Genomic DNA, 15,365 nt, shown 5'->3' with positions numbered 1-15,365 from the left:
AGGCTGATGTCGAAACGTTCTGAGGCTCAAAGAGGGAAAGGTGTTATCGCAACGCCTGGAACGTGGGAAGCCACATTGCGCAGCTTTTGTTCGATTTTGCTTTCGACTGTTTTTATTATTGTTTTAATATGTATAGGATATTCGTTCAAGTCGAATCCGTCTCTTGCAGAGACAAGATCGGCTCGTCAGATGATGCGGCATGACATGGACATCATCCGCAGTGAAAATGTAAAGATTCTCGATTTTGATGATGACAAGAAAACAAAAATAAGCAGCGCTACGCTAAGGCTTACGGTTTCGTCCGATGCATGGTCTGCAGTTTTGATGAAAAAATATAAGGAGACATTGAATTCGTTGGGGTGGATAACATCGAAGGATTATGGCGAAAAAATATTCTTATGTAAGGGTGGTGCCTCTGCTCTCATCATGCTTGATGACGATACGCGCAATGGATACCTGTACATGACGTATCCATCCGAGCGGCGCGCGGCATGCGTGGATTAGGTGGGCGCCGAAAATATATCGGGCTTGAACTGGATCAATTGGATACGGTGACAATAGATCGTGCTGATCCCAACACTGCGACGGTTGAAATTAATAATGCATCTATTCGAGGGCTGAATAAAGGTAGGCCGGCTAAAATAGAATTTCCTTCTAGTTAATATGAAAATTCGGTTTTTCTCTCCTATATCTTATCAACGGCAATTGATATACGCAGCCTTGGATGACTTCACTCCTATTTCGGCGTTATCTGATTACGCGGGCGGGCCATTTGGTGATAATTCCATAAAATGGAGGCATGCTGTTGTGGAGTTCTTGTGCGTAAATTTGGCATGTGGTCTGCTTAAGCTTAATGATTACCCTGGAAAGCCGTTGATAGTTGATGTCAAGTTGGTGGAGGATTATTTGACCAATGGGGATGTCAGCCGAGGTTTCGATGTCGATGACATATGGAATATCCTATATTTTGTTGGTACAGAAAAACTTACGGATAACCTTGCTCGTCGGAATCTGTTGTCGTGGGATGCTATTGATATGGAGGAGAATTCGGATTTTATCGATTTTATAAAACGAAGCTACGCGGCCATTGAAATAAGTTGACAGAATCGGTTGGTCGTTTCCCAGGCGCCCATATTCGATTCTATGGTGCAAGCACTGTTTTAATGGTGAATTTTATCTTCCTCATTTTGCGTGTAATGTCACAGAATTGGTCTCGGAAACTAGTTGTTTTCGTTGGAATTGCGTGGTTTTCGACGGCTATCAATGCCCAAGTCCCACCTATACAATCTTTTGGCCTAACCAACGGCGAACAAGACCAACGCACGCGCCAACAACAAGAATCCCGCGAGCGCGCCGCCGCGATCAATGCCCCCGCCGTTCGCGGCGAGGCCATCGCGCGCGCTGAGTACCCTGCGTTGCACAATGAAGCCCCATGCTTCCGCATCACGCAGTCCCAGCTCGAAGTCCCAAAAGACCTCCCGCCTGCCATGCAAGCCATCGGCGCTTCGGCGTTGCCCATGGACCCGTTCGCCTTCGCCCAGCAATGGCTATCCCACTACGCAGGCGAATGCATCGGCAAGCAGGGCGAAAAATGAGAGCTATATCTAGCGCGGAAGCATCTCTTCTGAAATTCCTTTGCGGTATCGGCGAGCGAGTTGACCTTCCTGACAACTTAGAAGGCCTAATGGTGCAGAGTCTGGGCGATGGAGGGATGGGAAGTTTTCAGTTGGTAGCCGAGGTGCCTCCCGATTATCAGAGCAGCACATATAAAGAAATGGTCTCGACTGCGCAATCATTCGACTCGGATGGGGTGCTCGTCTTGGCTACGCTCTTCGTCGATAGGGAACATATTCCGTGCGAAATAGACATATGGAAAGTGGATTTTACATCCTTAAGATCTTTTCCAGTGAATTGGGATATTGCTGACATTCCTAGATTGCCGGGGAGTGGTCAAATGTAATGGATATGTGGAGTTTTTTCGAGGGTTTGTATTAACTTATTGTTCTATTTTATATTAGTTAAATAGGATGTGAGTTATCGCGGTTGATGAATTATCAGGCGAGATTTGGTACGGCAGACTTACAATCAACTAGTGACTCCCAACGTTGCGTAAGATCCCATCGGCACCACGGTAGCAGGAATTGGCATGATTGGACTTGGGTACTTGACTGGCGGTAGTGCAACCGCCCCAAGCGAACATATAAGAATCATAATGAAAAAGACGCAGGAAGAACCCGCAGCAAAGCCCGACGAAAGATAAAGGCTGATGGTCAAAGAAGGAGGGGTCTTGCTTCGGGCGGGCGCAACGGCAATGGCGATTGCGGCGGTCCTCTACTCATCTAACGGAATCACCCGAGGTCAGAATAAAAATGAATTGGATGAAAATCTTCTACGCATTGAAGATCTGCATCGTAGTTGGCGGTGCTGCGTCAGTTGGGGCTATTTTTTGGGGGATGGTTTTCGCAGGGGCAGCACAAAAAATAGTTGGATTCGATGAGCGAGAAAGCATGTTATTAGTATTCTGTCCAACGGCTGTCTTGGTGGGAATCTACTTGCTGATTTACCTTCCGTCGCCATTAAGAAACGCCAGGATATTGGGTCGTCCTCTTCGCGAAATGGGACCTTGGTGGAGGAATGGTTGAGGTGGCTCTGCCAGTTTCCCAAAAGTTGAAGAGTAAAAGATTCCGACAATCATTCTCATCCTTAAATGTTTCTGGATTGGCTGGTGAAGCAGCATTTGGCTTTAGCCCCACTCAGAATCCCGGCCTCGCTGGAGGGCTGGCAGCTGCATCTGCGGTAATCGGACCTGGCCTTCAATACGCTGCTCGGGGACCGGTCGGAGTGTTGCGAACCTACTGATCCAAATGAATGCAGGCCCCTTGCCGGGATAGAGAGTCGTCTTAAGGAACGGAAATGAGTTCGGCAGATAATCGTAAGAAAATATTCAAGCGCCTTATTGTGGGCTATCTCAGTCTGACGTATCTCGTTCTTGTGGCGGCAGGCTTCTCCTTGGCTCAGGGGGGCGGGTGGAGGCCGCTTATTGCCGGCTTGCCAGTTTTTCTCACATTCTTCGTGGCTATTACCTACTACTTCGTAAAGGATTTGCGAGCGCAGAAGCGGCGAGATCGTGGCGAATTGGAACCGCCTCCGCGGAGGGGACCATGGGAAGAGGAATAAAGTAGGTGTTTTTGTGTTATTGGAATGTAATCGATGTAGACATTAAGGCTCCCTTGATTACGGGTTTTCGGAGAGCCAGAGCGGAAAAAGGCTAAGCGAACATATCAGGATGATGCTGAAACGAAGCAGGAAGTACTCGTAGCGAAGTCCGATGAAGATAAAGGCTGATGTCGAAACGTTTTGATGCTGGCGTTAGTAGCGCCGCGGTTCGGTCACTGTTGCAAATTCCTATATGTCTCACAATCGCTTCCCCCTCGCGTCCGCAACGACGATTGCGGTCATCCTCTACGCATCCAACGCGATCGCTCAGGTTCCCCAACCTCCCAGTCAATCCGCCGCCCTAACCAACGCCGAACAAGACCAACGCACGCGCCAACAACAAGAATCCCGCGAGCGCGCCGCCGCGATCAATGCCTCTCCAAACATCTATTGAGAAAGATCTAAACAAAAAATAATAGGCATGAACGAAAATCGAAAAAAATTGTACAAAAAATTCTTAGTGGCTTATATCGCATGGATATCGATGCCGTTGTTTGCTCTTGCTTTTAGTCTCGTCCAAGGCGCCAGTTGGAGGCCGGTTCTTGTTGGAGTCCCCGTCTATTTGACGTTTTTTGTCGGACTTACTTATCAGTTTATCAAGGAGCTTCGAGCACTAGCCCGGGATGAGCGAGATGAGCCCCAACCTCCTCCGTGGAAGAGTCCTTGGGAAGAGGATTGAAAGGACGCCAGACGATATTTCGTAGTAATAAACATTTTTTGGGTGGTTGTTATCGAGTTGCGATGAAATGGATTAAATTCAATAAAAAAACTGTACTGGCCGCTTCAATCGGGGGGGCGATCTCTTCTTTCGCCAACGCTCAAATAATTCCAAATTCGAGCCTATCAGCGGCATTGAGCGCTGCCGAACAAGACCAACGCACGCGCCAACAACAAGAATCCCGCGAGCGCGCCGCCGCGATCAATGCCCCCGCCGTTCGCGGCGAGGCCATCGCGCGCGCTGAGTACCCTGCGTTGCACAATGAAGCCCCATGCTTCCGCATCACGCAGTTCCAGCTCGAAGTCCCAAAAGACCTCCCGCCTGCCATGCAAGCCATCGGCGCTTCGGCGTTGCCCATGGACCCGTTCGCCTTCGCCCAGCAATGGCTATCCCACTACGCAGGCGAATGCATCGGCAAGCAGGGCGTTGAAACGCTGGTAAAGGGCCTGTCGCAGACCATCCTGTCAAAAGGCTACGTCACCACCCGCGTCCTGATTCCGACTCAGGATCTATCGTCAGGCACGCTGATCCTGTCCCTGATCCCCGGCGTCATCGGTGACATTCGCTTCAGCGACCCCGACCTCTGGGGTACATGGAAGAGCGCGTTTCCCACCGCCCCGGGCGAACTGCTGAACCTCCGCGATCTCGAGCAAGGGCTCGAGCAGATGAAGCGCGTGGCGAGTCAGGACGTCGGCATGCAGATTGTCCCAACCGCTGTGCCCGGCCGCAGCGATGTCGTGATTGCGGTCAAACGCAACAAGCCATGGACCGTCGTAGCGTCGGTAGACAACTCTGGTTCCAGGTCCACCGGCAAATGGCAGGGCAACGTCAGCGTCGGCATCGACAACCCGCTGGGCCTGAGCGACATTTTCAACATCGGCTACAACCAGGACCTGATGTTCAGCAACAAGGAGCACGGCACGCGCGGATGGAACGGGTTCTATTCGGTGCCATGGGGCTACTGGACCGCAACGCTGTCGGCATACAGCAGCAACTACTTCCAGCAGATCGCGGGCGTGAACACGACGTTTGTGTCGAGCGGGAAGTCGGAGAACGTTGACCTGAAACTGCATCGGGTCCTGAGCCGCAGTCAGAACGACATCTTCGGCATGCAGGTCAGGCTGACGCGCCGTTTCGGCAAGAGCTACATCGAAGACACCGAAATTCCGCAGCAGCATCGCAACAACACGATCGTGGAAGTTGGCGTGACGGACCGCCATTACTTCGGTCAGTCGCAACTGGACGCGACGCTCTCCTTCCGTCAAGGCATCGGCGCGCTTGGGGCGCAGGACGATGCGTTGGCGTGGGATGGCGGCCCCACATGGCGCTACCGGATGATGGTGCTTGACGCCAACCTGTCGGTCCCCTTCAAGGTCGCCGAGCAGGCATTGCGATACGTGACCACCGTAAGAGGCCAGTTCACCAACGACCGCCTCTACTACATCGACGACCTGACAATCGGCAGCCGCTATACCGTGCGAGGTTTCGACGGAGAAAGCCAGTTGGCGGGCGAGAAAGGGTTCTACTGGCGCAACGAACTACAGGCGCCTCTGGGCGCAAGCAACCAGGCCGTGTACGTCGGCGTGGACTACGGCCGTGTCTATGGCCCCTCCACCGAGGCACTGGTCGGCACGCAACTCGCGGGCGCGGTCATTGGCCTGCGCGGCGGTATGGGTTCGGCAAAGTTTGGCGGGGTGTCATACGACGTGTTCCTCGGCACGCCGGTGTACAAGCCAGAGCAGTTCCACACAGCTTCGGTGACGGCAGGATTGCAGGTTGTTTATCAGTACTGAGCAAGACGAACACCGCAGTCGGCAAGCGGCGCCGCAGCGACTTAAATGGGCTTTTAAAATATTTTCCCGGGCCCCATTTGTAAGTTCATAAATCAGGTGACGCAGGTCGCCCCCGGATCAGTTCAGGTCGTTATCAATAAAATGGATGAAATTTCTAAAAAACGAAAAACTGTGTATAAAAAATTTGCGATTGGATATATATGTCTGCTGTGTCTTCCGCTTATGTTCTTAGTCGTTTCGTTGACGAAGGGTGCAGGATGGAAGCCAATTATCGGCGGTCTCCCCGTTTACGTAACAATATTCGTGGGTATAACTTACCAATTGATCAAGGAACTTCGTTCCATTTCCCGTGAAGAGAGAGGGGAGCCCCCCCTCCACCTAAGCGAGGGCCATGGGAAGAAGAATAAAGATAAACGGTGAAACGCCTGTGTGGGCTGTTACGGCGCGGCGATCGGTCAGGCCGAAGAGTATCGGGAGCGCACCATTGGGTAATGTGAGTGTCGAGTTCGAGGGGGGCATGGAAAATCGTGGCGTATTCGAATACCTGGTCAAAAATCAGGCGGATGCTACCGCAGCACTGCTAGCATCCATCCACTATGTAAATGATGTATTCCGTCAAAGTGGTGTTTTTCGCGATCTATTTGTTTTGATCGGCGATCCGATCTGGCAACCAAACACAAGAGTTGTCAAACATCATGGTGCGACAGGTAGACTGCGACTGCGTGGAATTGATTTCGGATCCCCACCCGAGATCACGGGCCTGGTGGAAAATGAAGAAGCGGGATTGAAGTTCTTTAGTATGACAAAAATCTCGGCCGACGCCCTCGATCAATTGCCCGCCGTGTTGACGGCGGGGGCTTGCTGCAATCTCGTTGCTCTCCCCAGCGATGAACACTGGCGCCCATCGTTGGACGAAGGCGGCCCGAGGCGATGTGGACCGCGCTGGGGCGCCGGCTCCATGCCGAGCAGGGCCTGCCGGTCGTGCTGCCGTGGGGCAGTGCCACGGAGCGACAACGTTCAGAGCGGCTGGCCGCGGCGATTCCCCACGCAATCGTGGCCCCGCATACCCGCATCAAGGACGCGGCCGCGCTCATGGGCCACGCCGCCGCGGTCATCGGCGTGGACACCGGCCTCACACATCTGGCCAATGCCCTGAACGTGCCACTGGTCGCGCTCTACACGGACACCGACCCGGCGCAAACGGGCGTGGTGGAGTCCCCCCGCGCGATGAACCTCGGCAATGTCGCACAGTGCCCAACGGTCGACAACGTATGGCACGCCCTCCGCGCGGTGCAGGGCGAATGGAATGACGCGTGAAATGCATGACCATGCTGAAATGCGTCGCTGACCGACTCCGCACCGTCGGGTTCGTGATCGTGGTTTTGCTAACGCTACTCTGGTCCCACCCACGCGCCGAGTTCGACGACGACACAGTCTGGCGGCGGCACATGGGCATTCCACACTTCACGCCCCCATGAAGCATCCCGCGGCTCCGCGTGTCATCATTCCCTGCATCCGCTGACACCACACCCATACCCATACCCATAACAACAAGGAGCCCCCATGATCGCCGTCATCTTCGAAGTCCAGCCCGCCGAGGGCAGGCAGAATGCCTACCTCGACATCGCCGCCACCCTCAAGCCGATACTGGAAACCATCGACGGGTTTATTTCCGTCGAGCGGTTCCAGAGTCTGACCACCCCCGGCAAGATCCTCTCGCTGTCGTTTTTCCGTGACGAGCAGGCGGTCATGGCGTGGCGGAATACGTTCGAGCATCGGCGCGCACAGGAGGCGGGACGCGGTGGCGTGTTTGCCGGCTACCGGCTGCGCGTGGCGCAGGTGCTGCGCGACTACGGCATGGACGAGCGCGACCAGGCGCCGGCCGATAGCCGTGCCGTTCACGATCGCTAATCCGGAACGCATACCAGCATGTCGATCGAACTCTACGTCTTTATCGCCTTCACGTTCCTGCTTGCCGGCTTCGTCAAGGGCGTCGTCGGGCTGGGCCTGCCGACCGTTGCCGTCGGTCTGCTGGGCCTGACCATGCCGCCCGCGCAGGCGGCGGCATTGCTCGTCGCCCCGTCGATGGTCACCAACATCGTCCAGCTGTTCAGCGGCCCGCGCTTCGGCCAACTGGTGCGGCGCCTATGGCCGATGCTCGTGATGATCTGCGCGGGCACGATCGCCTGCGCCGCGCTCGTGCCGGCGAAGATGATGGCTAACGCAACGCCCGCGCTCGGCGTGGCACTCGTGATCTACGCATTGATGGGGCTCGCCGCGGTCAAGCTCAACGTGCCGCCGCGCGCCGAGCGCTGGCTCGCCCCGATCGTCGGCTTCGTGACGGGCGCGATCACCGCCGTGACCGGCGTGTTCGTGATTCCCGCGGTCCCGTATCTGCAGGGCCTCGGGCTGGACAAGGAAAGCCTCATCCAGGCACTCGGCCTGTCGTTCTCGATCTCCACCATCGCGCTGGCCATCGGCCTGGCCATGAACGGCGAGCTGCTGCACACCCCGGTGCTCTGGACCTCGGCACTCGCGCTGGTGCCCGCGCTCGGGGGGATGTTTATCGGCCAATGGCTGCGCCACCGCATCAGCGCGGAACGCTTCCGCAAGCTGTTTTTCTCGGGTCTGCTGATTCTGGGTGCGGAACTCGCATTGCGCGGCGTTTTCTGACGACAGACGCCGCAAATAGCTGACACATTGCCGCCGCAAACTAGTGCACGATCATGGTTTGGCGGATCGGCAACCGTGACGGGCACGGCAAGGGAGGCGAGTCGGCATGAAGCGGCGCACAGGCAGCACCAAACTGTGGACCACGCTGGGCAAGCAGGCCGCGCGCAGTGCGCGGCGGCTGCAACGTAGCGTCACGGATTCGGTCCTGCGCACCGCGCGGCAGCAAAGCACCGCCGTCGGCAAGGCGGTAGGCAACGCCACGCGCCAGGCCCTGTCCGGCGTGGCCACGCCCGCGCGCCCGCCCGTCACCCGCAAGGACGGCACCGGCGGCATCTGGGAGGAAGGGCTATGGGGCCTGGGTTTCGGCCTCGGCCACACGCAGCGCCGCTATCGCCTATATGTCCCCCCCGGCGTCAGCGCCGCGCGCCCGGCGCCGCTGCTGGTCCTGCTGCACGGTTGCGGACAGGATGCCGCCAGCTTTGCGGCCAGCACCCGCGTCGCCACGATCGCGCGCGATGCGCGATGGATCGTGCTGATGCCCGAACAGTCGGTGCAAGCCAACGCGCAGCGTTGCTGGCAGTGGTTCACGCCCGCCACGCGCGGCGCGGCGGAAGCCGCCTTGCTGATGTCCATGATCGACCATATTTGCCGCCGCTATGCGGTGCTGGCGGATCGCGTCTGCGCGATGGGTCTCTCCGCCGGCGGTGCCATGGCCATGATGCTGGGCCTGCGCTATCCGGAACGCTTTGCCGCCATTGCCTCGCACTCGGGCGCGGCGCCATACAGCGCGACCAACGCGGCGCAGGCCGCGCGCGCGATGCGTGGCGAGCGTGGGGCCGATGCGGGCGCCGCGAAGCTCGCCCTTGCTGGCCGTCGTCCGCCGCCACTGGTATTGCTGCACGGCGATGAAGATCCTGTCGTGACGTATGACAGTGCGACGGGCGCGGCGGCGCTATGGCTGGAACTGATGCCTGCGGAAGCGGGCACGGCAACGGCAATGCCCGTCAAGCGCATCCGGCGCGGCGCGCGTCGCGCCATAGAGGTATTCGACTGGCAGGCGCGCGGTGGAGAGGTGCCCGACGGACAGGTCCGCGCTTCGGCGTCGCATCCGTTCCTGCGGCTCGTCAAGGTGAAAGGGCTCCGCCATGCATGGAGCGGCGGAGCGCCCGGACAGGCATTCTCCGATCCGACCGGACCGGACGCACTCAAGATCGCGCTGCGTTTTTTCTCGGTCAATGGACGCGGTGCCGTATGAACATCAGGTCGTGCCGACGGGCTCGAACACGACATCCTCGGCAGGACACGCCACGCAGGGCAGGATATAGCCGTCTTCCTTCTCGTCGAGACTGAGCCCCGGCCACTCGATCCGGTACCGCACGCTGCCTGAATGCAGCTTGCTGAGGCAGGCACGGCAGGTGCCATTGCGGCACGAGCTCGGCAGGCGCATGCCATCGAGCAGGGCGGCTTCCAGCAGGCTCAGGTCGGCCGGCGCCTCGAACGTCGTGCCGTCGGGCAGCACCGTGGCGTGGAACGTGCGATCGTCAGCCATGGTCACCACCATGGTCACCACCGTCGGCACCATCGTCAGGAAAGCGCGCACGCCCATGCGTGGCATCGCGCAACGCGTCGATGGCCTGCGCGCGCATCGCCGCGGGTAACTTGATATCGAGCCGCGCCAGCGCGCCATACGCGGTATCCGCGAGCGAACATCCCTGCGCGGCCGCCTGCTCGAGCCACCGGCGCACGCGCGGCTCGTCGGCATAGTCGACCTCGATGGCCAGCGTGGCGTACGCAATGCGCTCGATCCGTTCGGCCTGCTTCAGCGCCGCGGCAATCGCATCGGTATAGGCGCGCACGAGCCCACCCGCACCGAGCTTCACCCCACCGTAATAGCGCACCACGGTCGCCAGCACGCCGTCGAGGTCATGGTGACGCAGCACTTCGAGAATCGGCCGCCCGGCGGTACCTGATGGTTCGCCGTCATCGGACATGCCCGACTGGCCACCGGCCAGCAGCGCCCAGCAGACATGCGTCGCGGTGGGATGCTCGGCGCGCAGCCGCCCGATCTCCGCCATGGCGGCATCGCGATCGGCGACCGATATGGCCTGGGCGATAAATCGGCTCTTGCGGATTTCGATATCCGCATGCACCGCGGAGGCAAGCGTATAGGTTGGCAAGGCAGGGTTGGCAAGACAGCAGGGAAAAACCGGCGTGGAAGCCTGCAGTGTACCGCTCCGGTGCGAAAGCAGCCCCGGGCTCCTATGCCGAAGTTGTATAGCTGCTATAGCGCCAGCGGTGCTGCTTGCGCGGCATGCCTATGCGATGCTCCGATCCAAACAAAGCCCAATCCACGGGCAAATCAAGGAGACGAGATGGTACGAAGAGATATCCGGTCTGCCGCGGGCAGAGCCGGCGCGGTCGTATCGGCGTTGTTATCCGGCGCGTTGCTTATCGCGGGATCTGCCGCGCAGGCACAAGAGAAATATCCCTCGAAGCCCGTGACGATCGTCGTGGGGTTCCCGCCGGGCACGGCCACCGACACCGTGGCGCGGCTGGTCGGCGAGAAACTCTCCCAGCGGCTGGGGCAGCAGTTCATCGTCGATAACCGGCCCGGTGCCGGCGGCAGCATCGGCGCGGGCATCGGGGCGCGCGCGAAGCCCGATGGCTACACCATCATGATCGGGGCCTCGGCGCCGCAGGCGATCAATCCGCATATCTACAGCAAGCTCTCCTACGACGCGCGCAAGGACTTCTCGCCCATCGGCCTGCTGGTATGGCTCCCGTATCTGTTCGTCGTGGCGCCGGACAATCCCGCGAAGGACCTCAACGGCTGGCTCGAGAACGCCCGCAAGAATCCATCGTCGGTGAACTACGGCACCAGCGGCGTCGGCACGACGAGCCATCTGGTGATGTCGGTGCTGCTGTCGCGCGCGGGCGTCACCATGTCGCATGTCCCTTACAAGGGCAGCACGCAGGTGCAGACGGACATCATCGGCGGGCAGGTCAACGCGACCTTCGACACCATGGTTTCGCTGCTGCCGATGGTCAAGGGCGGCAAGCTCAAGGCACTGGCGGTGAGCACGCCCAAGCGCACCGAGCTGCTGCCCAGTGTCCCCACCGTTGCCGAGCAGGGCTTCCCCGGTTTCGATATGGGCGCGTGGCTCGGTCTCGTCGCGCCGGCGGGCGTGCCGGCCGAGATCCGCAACAAGCTGGCCACGGAGGTCAACGCCATTCTGGCCGAGCCCGAGACGCGCAAGAAGCTGACGCAGCTCGGCGCCGAGGTCCGCACGTCGTCGTCACCCGAGGAGTTCGATGGCTTTCTCAAGCGCGAGTACGAGGACTGGGGAAAGATCGTCCATGAATTCAACGTGAAGGAATCATCGTGACCACATCGGCGCACGCGCTGCTTCAGGTCTTTGCCGATAACGGCCTCGACCGCGTCTTTCTGGTGCCGGGAGAGAGTTACCTCGGTGTGCTCGATGCGCTGAGCGACTTTCCGCACATCGACGTCGTGACCTGCCGGCATGAAGCCGGGGCAAGCTTCATGGCCTGCGCGGATGGGCGCCTGACCAAACGGCCCGGCGTCGTCATGGTGAGCCGGGGGCCGGGCGCCACCAACGCCTCCATCGGCGTCCATAACGCGCAGCAGGACGCCATTCCGCTGATCCTCGTCATTGGCCAGATCCCCAAGGCCGATCTCCGGAAGGAGGCATTCCAGGAGATCGATTACCAGCGGATGTACGGGTCCATCGCCAAATGGGTCGTCGAGGTGACCGACCCCTCGAAGCTCGCGGAGGCCGCATTCAAGGCCATTCGCATTGCCACGTCCGGCACGCCGGGTCCGGTGGTGCTGGTCGTGCCCGAGGATATCCAGCAGCAGACGGTGCCCCAGCCGCACTGGACGGTGTCGCCGCAAGCCGCCACCGTGCCGTCGCCGGGCGCGCTGGAGCAGGTCGTCGATCTCCTGCGCGCCGCGGAGCGCCCGCTGATCATCGCGGGCGGCGCACTGGACTCGGACCGCGGCCGCAATGCCCTACGGCGTCTGGCCGAGGCGGCCCATGTTCCCGTGGCGGTGTCGTTCCGCCAGCACGATATCTTCCCGAACACGCATCCGCTGTTCGTCGGCGATCTGGGGCTCGTGAACCCGCGCGAGCAGATTGCCGCATTCGATCGGAGCGACCTGATTCTCGCCATCGGCACCCGGCTCGGCGATATCACGACGCAGGGCTATGCGTTTCCCAGTTTGCCGAAACCCCGGCAACCGCTCGTCCATGTGTACCCCGACGACCATATCGTCGGATTGCATGTCTCCGCCGATGTCGGGGTAGTGTGCGATCCCGCGTTGTTCGCGGAGGCGCTGGCCGATCGCGTCGAGCGCGCGCTGGTAGACACGCCGGTGGAGACTCGGGCGGGCCGTCAGGCCTGGGCCGACACACTCCACGCCATGCACGCGGACATCGCCCGATGGCCATCGATCGCGGTGGAGGATGGCGTGCCGTTCGCCAGCGTGGTGGAACGGCTGGCCGCCATCGCGCCGCCCAATCTCGCGGTCTGCCTCGATGCGGGCACCTTTGCCGCACCGGTGTACCGTCACTTTTCGTTCGTCTATCCGCAACGGCTGATGGCGCCGCTGTCCGGCGCCATGGGATACGGCACGCCCGCGGCCGTGGCGACGAAGCTGCGTCATCCCGAACGCCCGGTCGTTTGCATGGTGGGCGATGGCGGCTTCCTGATGACCGGCAACGAAATGATCGCGGCGGTCGAGCGCGCGCTGCCCATCGTCTTTATCCTGTCGAACAACAACTGCTATGGCTCGATTCGCGTCCATCAGGACAAGACCTATCCCGGCCGCCATGTGGGTACCACGCTGAGCAATCCGAATTTCGTGGCCATCGCGCGCGCGTTCGGTATCCAGGCCGAGCGTGTGGACGCGGCGGACCAGATCGACGGCGCACTCGATCGGGCTTTCCACGCGCAGGCGCCTTACTTCATCGAAGTGCGGACCAGTCTCGACGCGATACTCCCGCGCGCGTCGCAGCCCGCCGTGCAGGCGCGCTCCGGGAACTAGGGCGCGGCGGATCCGGGCCGGTGTTAAGCTCCGTCGGACACTAGACAGGGGTAACCCGCGATGGATCTGCGTAGACTCGAACTGCTGATGCATGTGGCGACCTTCGGCAGTTTTTCCAAGTCCGCCGCCGTGCTCGGCATTGCGCAACCGGCCCTCGGCCGGCAGATACAGAAGCTCGAGGAGGAGTGCGGCGCCCGGTTGCTCTACCGGCATGGGCGCGGGGTCTCGCTGACGCCGGAAGGCGAGCAGCTGATTGCACGGGCACGGCCCCTCGTCCGGCAGCTCGAAGCCATCGCCACCGATCTCAGGCACGGCAGGGAAGAACCCAAGGGCACCGTGATTCTCGGGCTGACGCCGACGGTCTGCGACCTGATCGGCCTGCGGCTGCTGACGGCGCTGTCCGAGAAGTATCCACACATCACCGTTAATGTCGTATCGGGCTACAGCGGCTATATCCATGAATGGCTCGTCGATGCGCGGCTCGATATCGCCGTGCTGCACGACGCCCGGCGTTCCGCCACGGTCGCCGTCGATCCGGTCGGCATCGCGCGGCTGGCGCTCGTCACCCCGCGTGGCATGAAGATCGGCAATCGCGTCCGCAGGAATATCGCCATCCGAGAGCTGCAGGGCATTCCCCTGGCGCTGCCCGGGCGCAACCATGGCTTGCGCCGGACGCTGGAGTTTGCGGCGGGCCATGCCGGCATCGCGCTCGATGTGCGATACGAGGTCGATGCCCTGCGCCTTGCCATGGACCTCGTGAAGGGCGGCGCGGCATCCACGGTGCTGGCGCGGCCAGCCTACAAGCCCGCGCTCGATGCGGGGCAGGTTTCGGAGGTGCGCATCGACGAACCCACGGTGGAAACCCGGCTGATGGTCGCGGAAGCCTCCAATCGTCCCGTGACGCAGGCCATGCGATACGTGCGGCAGGAGATCAAGTCGATCCTGGCGCAACTGGCACAGACATCCGGGCCGGAGTACGGCCTGGTTCCTTTAACGTAGCAGGAAGCAGAAAGTCGAGACAAAGATGGAAATCCGGATGAATGGGCGCACGGCCATCGTGACGGGCGCAAGCAAGGGACTCGGACTGGCCGTGGCCGAGCAATTCTGCGCATGCGGGGCGGAGGTCGTCCTCGCGGCGCGCGGGGCGGAGGCACTGGAGGCCGCGCGCAGCGCGCTTGCCGGACGATACGGGGCAAAGGTCGCCGCGGTGCCGTGCGACGTGTCCACCGCGGACGGCGTGCGGCGGCTCTACGACGGCGCGATGGATGTCTTCGGCAAGGTCGACATCATCGTCAACAACGCCGGCGTGTCGCGCGCAAGCCCGTTCGAGGCGACCTCCGACGAGGAGTGGCAGGCCGACCTCGACCTCAAGCTGTTCGCGGCCATCCGGCTTACCCGGCTCGTGTGGCCACAGATGAAGGAAAGGCGCTGGGGCCGCATCATCAACGTGCTGAACACCGGCGCGAAGGCGCCCGGCCTGAACTCGCTGCCGACCACGGCGTCCCGCGCCGCGGGCATGGCGCTGACCAAGGCGCTGTCCAAGGAAGGGGCACCGTTCGGCGTGCTCGTGAATGCCCTGCTCGTGGGCCGCATCGAGAGCGACCAGTGGGTGCGCAAGGCCGAGAAGACCGGTGTCGCCCTCGACGCGGTGCTGGCGGAGATGGGTGCCGATATCCCGGCAGGCCGCGTGGGACGGGCGGACGAGTTCGCGGCCATGGCGTGTTTTCTGGCATCGGACCTCGCGTCCTACATCGCGGGCACTGCCATCAACGTGGATGGCGGCGCATCACCGGTTGTCTGACGGTTTGTCGGGAAAGAACGTTACGGACGCAAGCTGACGAAGGGAGGGCAACCTCAGTTGGCGCGGATTTTGTTACGCTTGCAATTTCAGCCGCCG

16 protein-coding genes are annotated in these 15,365 nt (G+C 60.3%); 14 read left to right on the top strand and 2 right to left on the bottom strand.

The features are described from left to right. Nucleotides 1-6: 6 nt before the first annotated feature. From FOB72_RS24235 to FOB72_RS24180, 10 genes are all read left to right on the top strand, one after another. Nucleotides 7-504: a hypothetical protein gene (locus FOB72_RS24235; protein WP_150375207.1), complete on the top strand. Its 498-nt coding sequence runs from the start codon at nt 7-9 to the stop codon at nt 502-504. A 216-nt stretch (nt 505-720) separates the two neighbouring features. Continuing rightward, nucleotides 721-1,101: a hypothetical protein gene (locus FOB72_RS24230; protein ID WP_150375206.1), complete on the top strand. Its 381-nt coding sequence runs from the start codon at nt 721-723 to the stop codon at nt 1,099-1,101. Next, complete coding sequence (locus FOB72_RS24225; RefSeq protein WP_150375205.1) at nt 1,098-1,595, top strand: hypothetical protein; 498 nt, start codon at nt 1,098-1,100, stop codon at nt 1,593-1,595. Before FOB72_RS24230 ends, FOB72_RS24225 begins: the two co-directional genes overlap by 4 nt. Further along, nucleotides 1,544-1,960 (top strand): DUF6984 family protein, encoded by a 417-nt coding sequence (locus tag FOB72_RS33000; protein ID WP_411859879.1) that lies wholly within the window; start codon nt 1,544-1,546, stop codon nt 1,958-1,960. Before FOB72_RS24225 ends, FOB72_RS33000 begins: the two co-directional genes overlap by 52 nt. Nucleotides 1,961-3,409: 1,449 nt before the next feature. Then, complete coding sequence (locus FOB72_RS24215) at nt 3,410-3,610, top strand: hypothetical protein (protein WP_150375204.1); 201 nt, start codon at nt 3,410-3,412, stop codon at nt 3,608-3,610. Nucleotides 3,611-3,957: 347 nt separating this feature from the next. Then, nucleotides 3,958-5,727 (top strand): ShlB/FhaC/HecB family hemolysin secretion/activation protein, encoded by a 1,770-nt coding sequence (locus FOB72_RS24205; RefSeq protein ID WP_150375202.1) that lies wholly within the window; start codon nt 3,958-3,960, stop codon nt 5,725-5,727. A gap of 930 nt (nt 5,728-6,657) precedes the next feature. Continuing rightward, nucleotides 6,658-7,044 (top strand): glycosyltransferase family 9 protein, encoded by a 387-nt coding sequence (locus FOB72_RS24195; protein WP_150375201.1) that lies wholly within the window; start codon nt 6,658-6,660, stop codon nt 7,042-7,044. A gap of 246 nt (nt 7,045-7,290) precedes the next feature. Beyond that, nucleotides 7,291-7,638, top strand: coding sequence for an antibiotic biosynthesis monooxygenase family protein (locus FOB72_RS24190; RefSeq protein WP_150375200.1), 348 nt, complete (start codon nt 7,291-7,293; stop codon nt 7,636-7,638). Between the two features lie 18 nt (nt 7,639-7,656). After that, a complete protein-coding gene (locus FOB72_RS24185) occupies nt 7,657-8,400 on the top strand; it encodes a sulfite exporter TauE/SafE family protein (protein WP_150375199.1) in 744 nt (247 codons plus the stop codon). A 106-nt stretch (nt 8,401-8,506) separates the two neighbouring features. Beyond that, nucleotides 8,507-9,655 (top strand): alpha/beta hydrolase family esterase, encoded by a 1,149-nt coding sequence (locus tag FOB72_RS24180; protein ID WP_150375198.1) that lies wholly within the window; start codon nt 8,507-8,509, stop codon nt 9,653-9,655. A 3-nt stretch (nt 9,656-9,658) separates the two neighbouring features. Here FOB72_RS24180 and FOB72_RS24175 read toward each other — a convergent pair whose 3' ends face one another. Together FOB72_RS24175 and FOB72_RS24170 are read right to left on the bottom strand one after the other, a co-directional pair. After that, a complete protein-coding gene (locus FOB72_RS24175; RefSeq protein ID WP_150375197.1) occupies nt 9,659-9,949 on the bottom strand; it encodes a 2Fe-2S iron-sulfur cluster-binding protein in 291 nt (96 codons plus the stop codon). Beyond that, nucleotides 9,942-10,577, bottom strand: coding sequence for an IMPACT family protein (locus tag FOB72_RS24170; RefSeq protein WP_150375196.1), 636 nt, complete (start codon nt 10,575-10,577; stop codon nt 9,942-9,944). Before FOB72_RS24170 ends, FOB72_RS24175 begins: the two co-directional genes overlap by 8 nt. A gap of 195 nt (nt 10,578-10,772) precedes the next feature. Here FOB72_RS24170 and FOB72_RS24165 point away from each other — a divergent pair, with 195 nt between their 5' ends. From FOB72_RS24165 to FOB72_RS24150, 4 genes are read left to right on the top strand one after another with little or no spacing between them, the layout of a single operon-like run. After that, a complete protein-coding gene (locus FOB72_RS24165) occupies nt 10,773-11,786 on the top strand; it encodes a Bug family tripartite tricarboxylate transporter substrate binding protein (RefSeq protein WP_150375195.1) in 1,014 nt (337 codons plus the stop codon). Then, a complete protein-coding gene (locus FOB72_RS24160; RefSeq protein ID WP_223851784.1) occupies nt 11,783-13,468 on the top strand; it encodes a thiamine pyrophosphate-dependent enzyme in 1,686 nt (561 codons plus the stop codon). Before FOB72_RS24165 ends, FOB72_RS24160 begins: the two co-directional genes overlap by 4 nt. Nucleotides 13,469-13,528: 60 nt before the next feature. Beyond that, the gene (locus tag FOB72_RS24155; RefSeq protein ID WP_150375193.1) at nt 13,529-14,467 is read left to right on the top strand and encodes a LysR family transcriptional regulator; all 939 of its coding nucleotides are present in this window, start codon (nt 13,529-13,531) and stop codon (nt 14,465-14,467) included. A 25-nt stretch (nt 14,468-14,492) separates the two neighbouring features. Further along, on the top strand, nt 14,493-15,269 hold the full coding sequence (locus tag FOB72_RS24150) for an SDR family oxidoreductase (RefSeq protein WP_150375192.1): 777 nt from the start codon (nt 14,493-14,495) through the stop codon (nt 15,267-15,269). The last annotated feature ends 96 nt before the right edge of the window (nt 15,270-15,365 follow it).

It is taken from the genome of Cupriavidus pauculus, assembly GCF_008693385.1.
GTDB lineage: Bacteria > Pseudomonadota > Gammaproteobacteria > Burkholderiales > Burkholderiaceae > Cupriavidus > Cupriavidus pauculus_D.
The sequence above is the reverse complement of the archived record's forward strand: the minus strand, read 5'-3'. Positions and strand labels throughout refer to the sequence as shown.

Coding starts and splice junctions, on each gene's coding strand:
- FOB72_RS24155 (WP_150375193.1), top strand. CDS start 13,529: ATGGATCTGCGTAGACTCGAACTGCTGATGCATGTGGCGACCTTCGGC.
- FOB72_RS24235 (WP_150375207.1), top strand. CDS start 7: ATGTCGAAACGTTCTGAGGCTCAAAGAGGGAAAGGTGTTATCGCAACG.
- FOB72_RS24205 (WP_150375202.1), top strand. CDS start 3,958: ATGAAATGGATTAAATTCAATAAAAAAACTGTACTGGCCGCTTCAATC.
- FOB72_RS24150 (WP_150375192.1), top strand. CDS start 14,493: ATGGAAATCCGGATGAATGGGCGCACGGCCATCGTGACGGGCGCAAGC.
- FOB72_RS24215 (WP_150375204.1), top strand. CDS start 3,410: ATGTCTCACAATCGCTTCCCCCTCGCGTCCGCAACGACGATTGCGGTC.
- FOB72_RS24190 (WP_150375200.1), top strand. CDS start 7,291: ATGATCGCCGTCATCTTCGAAGTCCAGCCCGCCGAGGGCAGGCAGAAT.
- FOB72_RS33000 (WP_411859879.1), top strand. CDS start 1,544: ATGGCTATCCCACTACGCAGGCGAATGCATCGGCAAGCAGGGCGAAAA.
- FOB72_RS24185 (WP_150375199.1), top strand. CDS start 7,657: ATGTCGATCGAACTCTACGTCTTTATCGCCTTCACGTTCCTGCTTGCC.
- FOB72_RS24180 (WP_150375198.1), top strand. CDS start 8,507: ATGAAGCGGCGCACAGGCAGCACCAAACTGTGGACCACGCTGGGCAAG.
- FOB72_RS24175 (WP_150375197.1), bottom strand. CDS start 9,949: ATGGCTGACGATCGCACGTTCCACGCCACGGTGCTGCCCGACGGCACG.
- FOB72_RS24165 (WP_150375195.1), top strand. CDS start 10,773: ATGGTACGAAGAGATATCCGGTCTGCCGCGGGCAGAGCCGGCGCGGTC.
- FOB72_RS24195 (WP_150375201.1), top strand. CDS start 6,658: ATGTGGACCGCGCTGGGGCGCCGGCTCCATGCCGAGCAGGGCCTGCCG.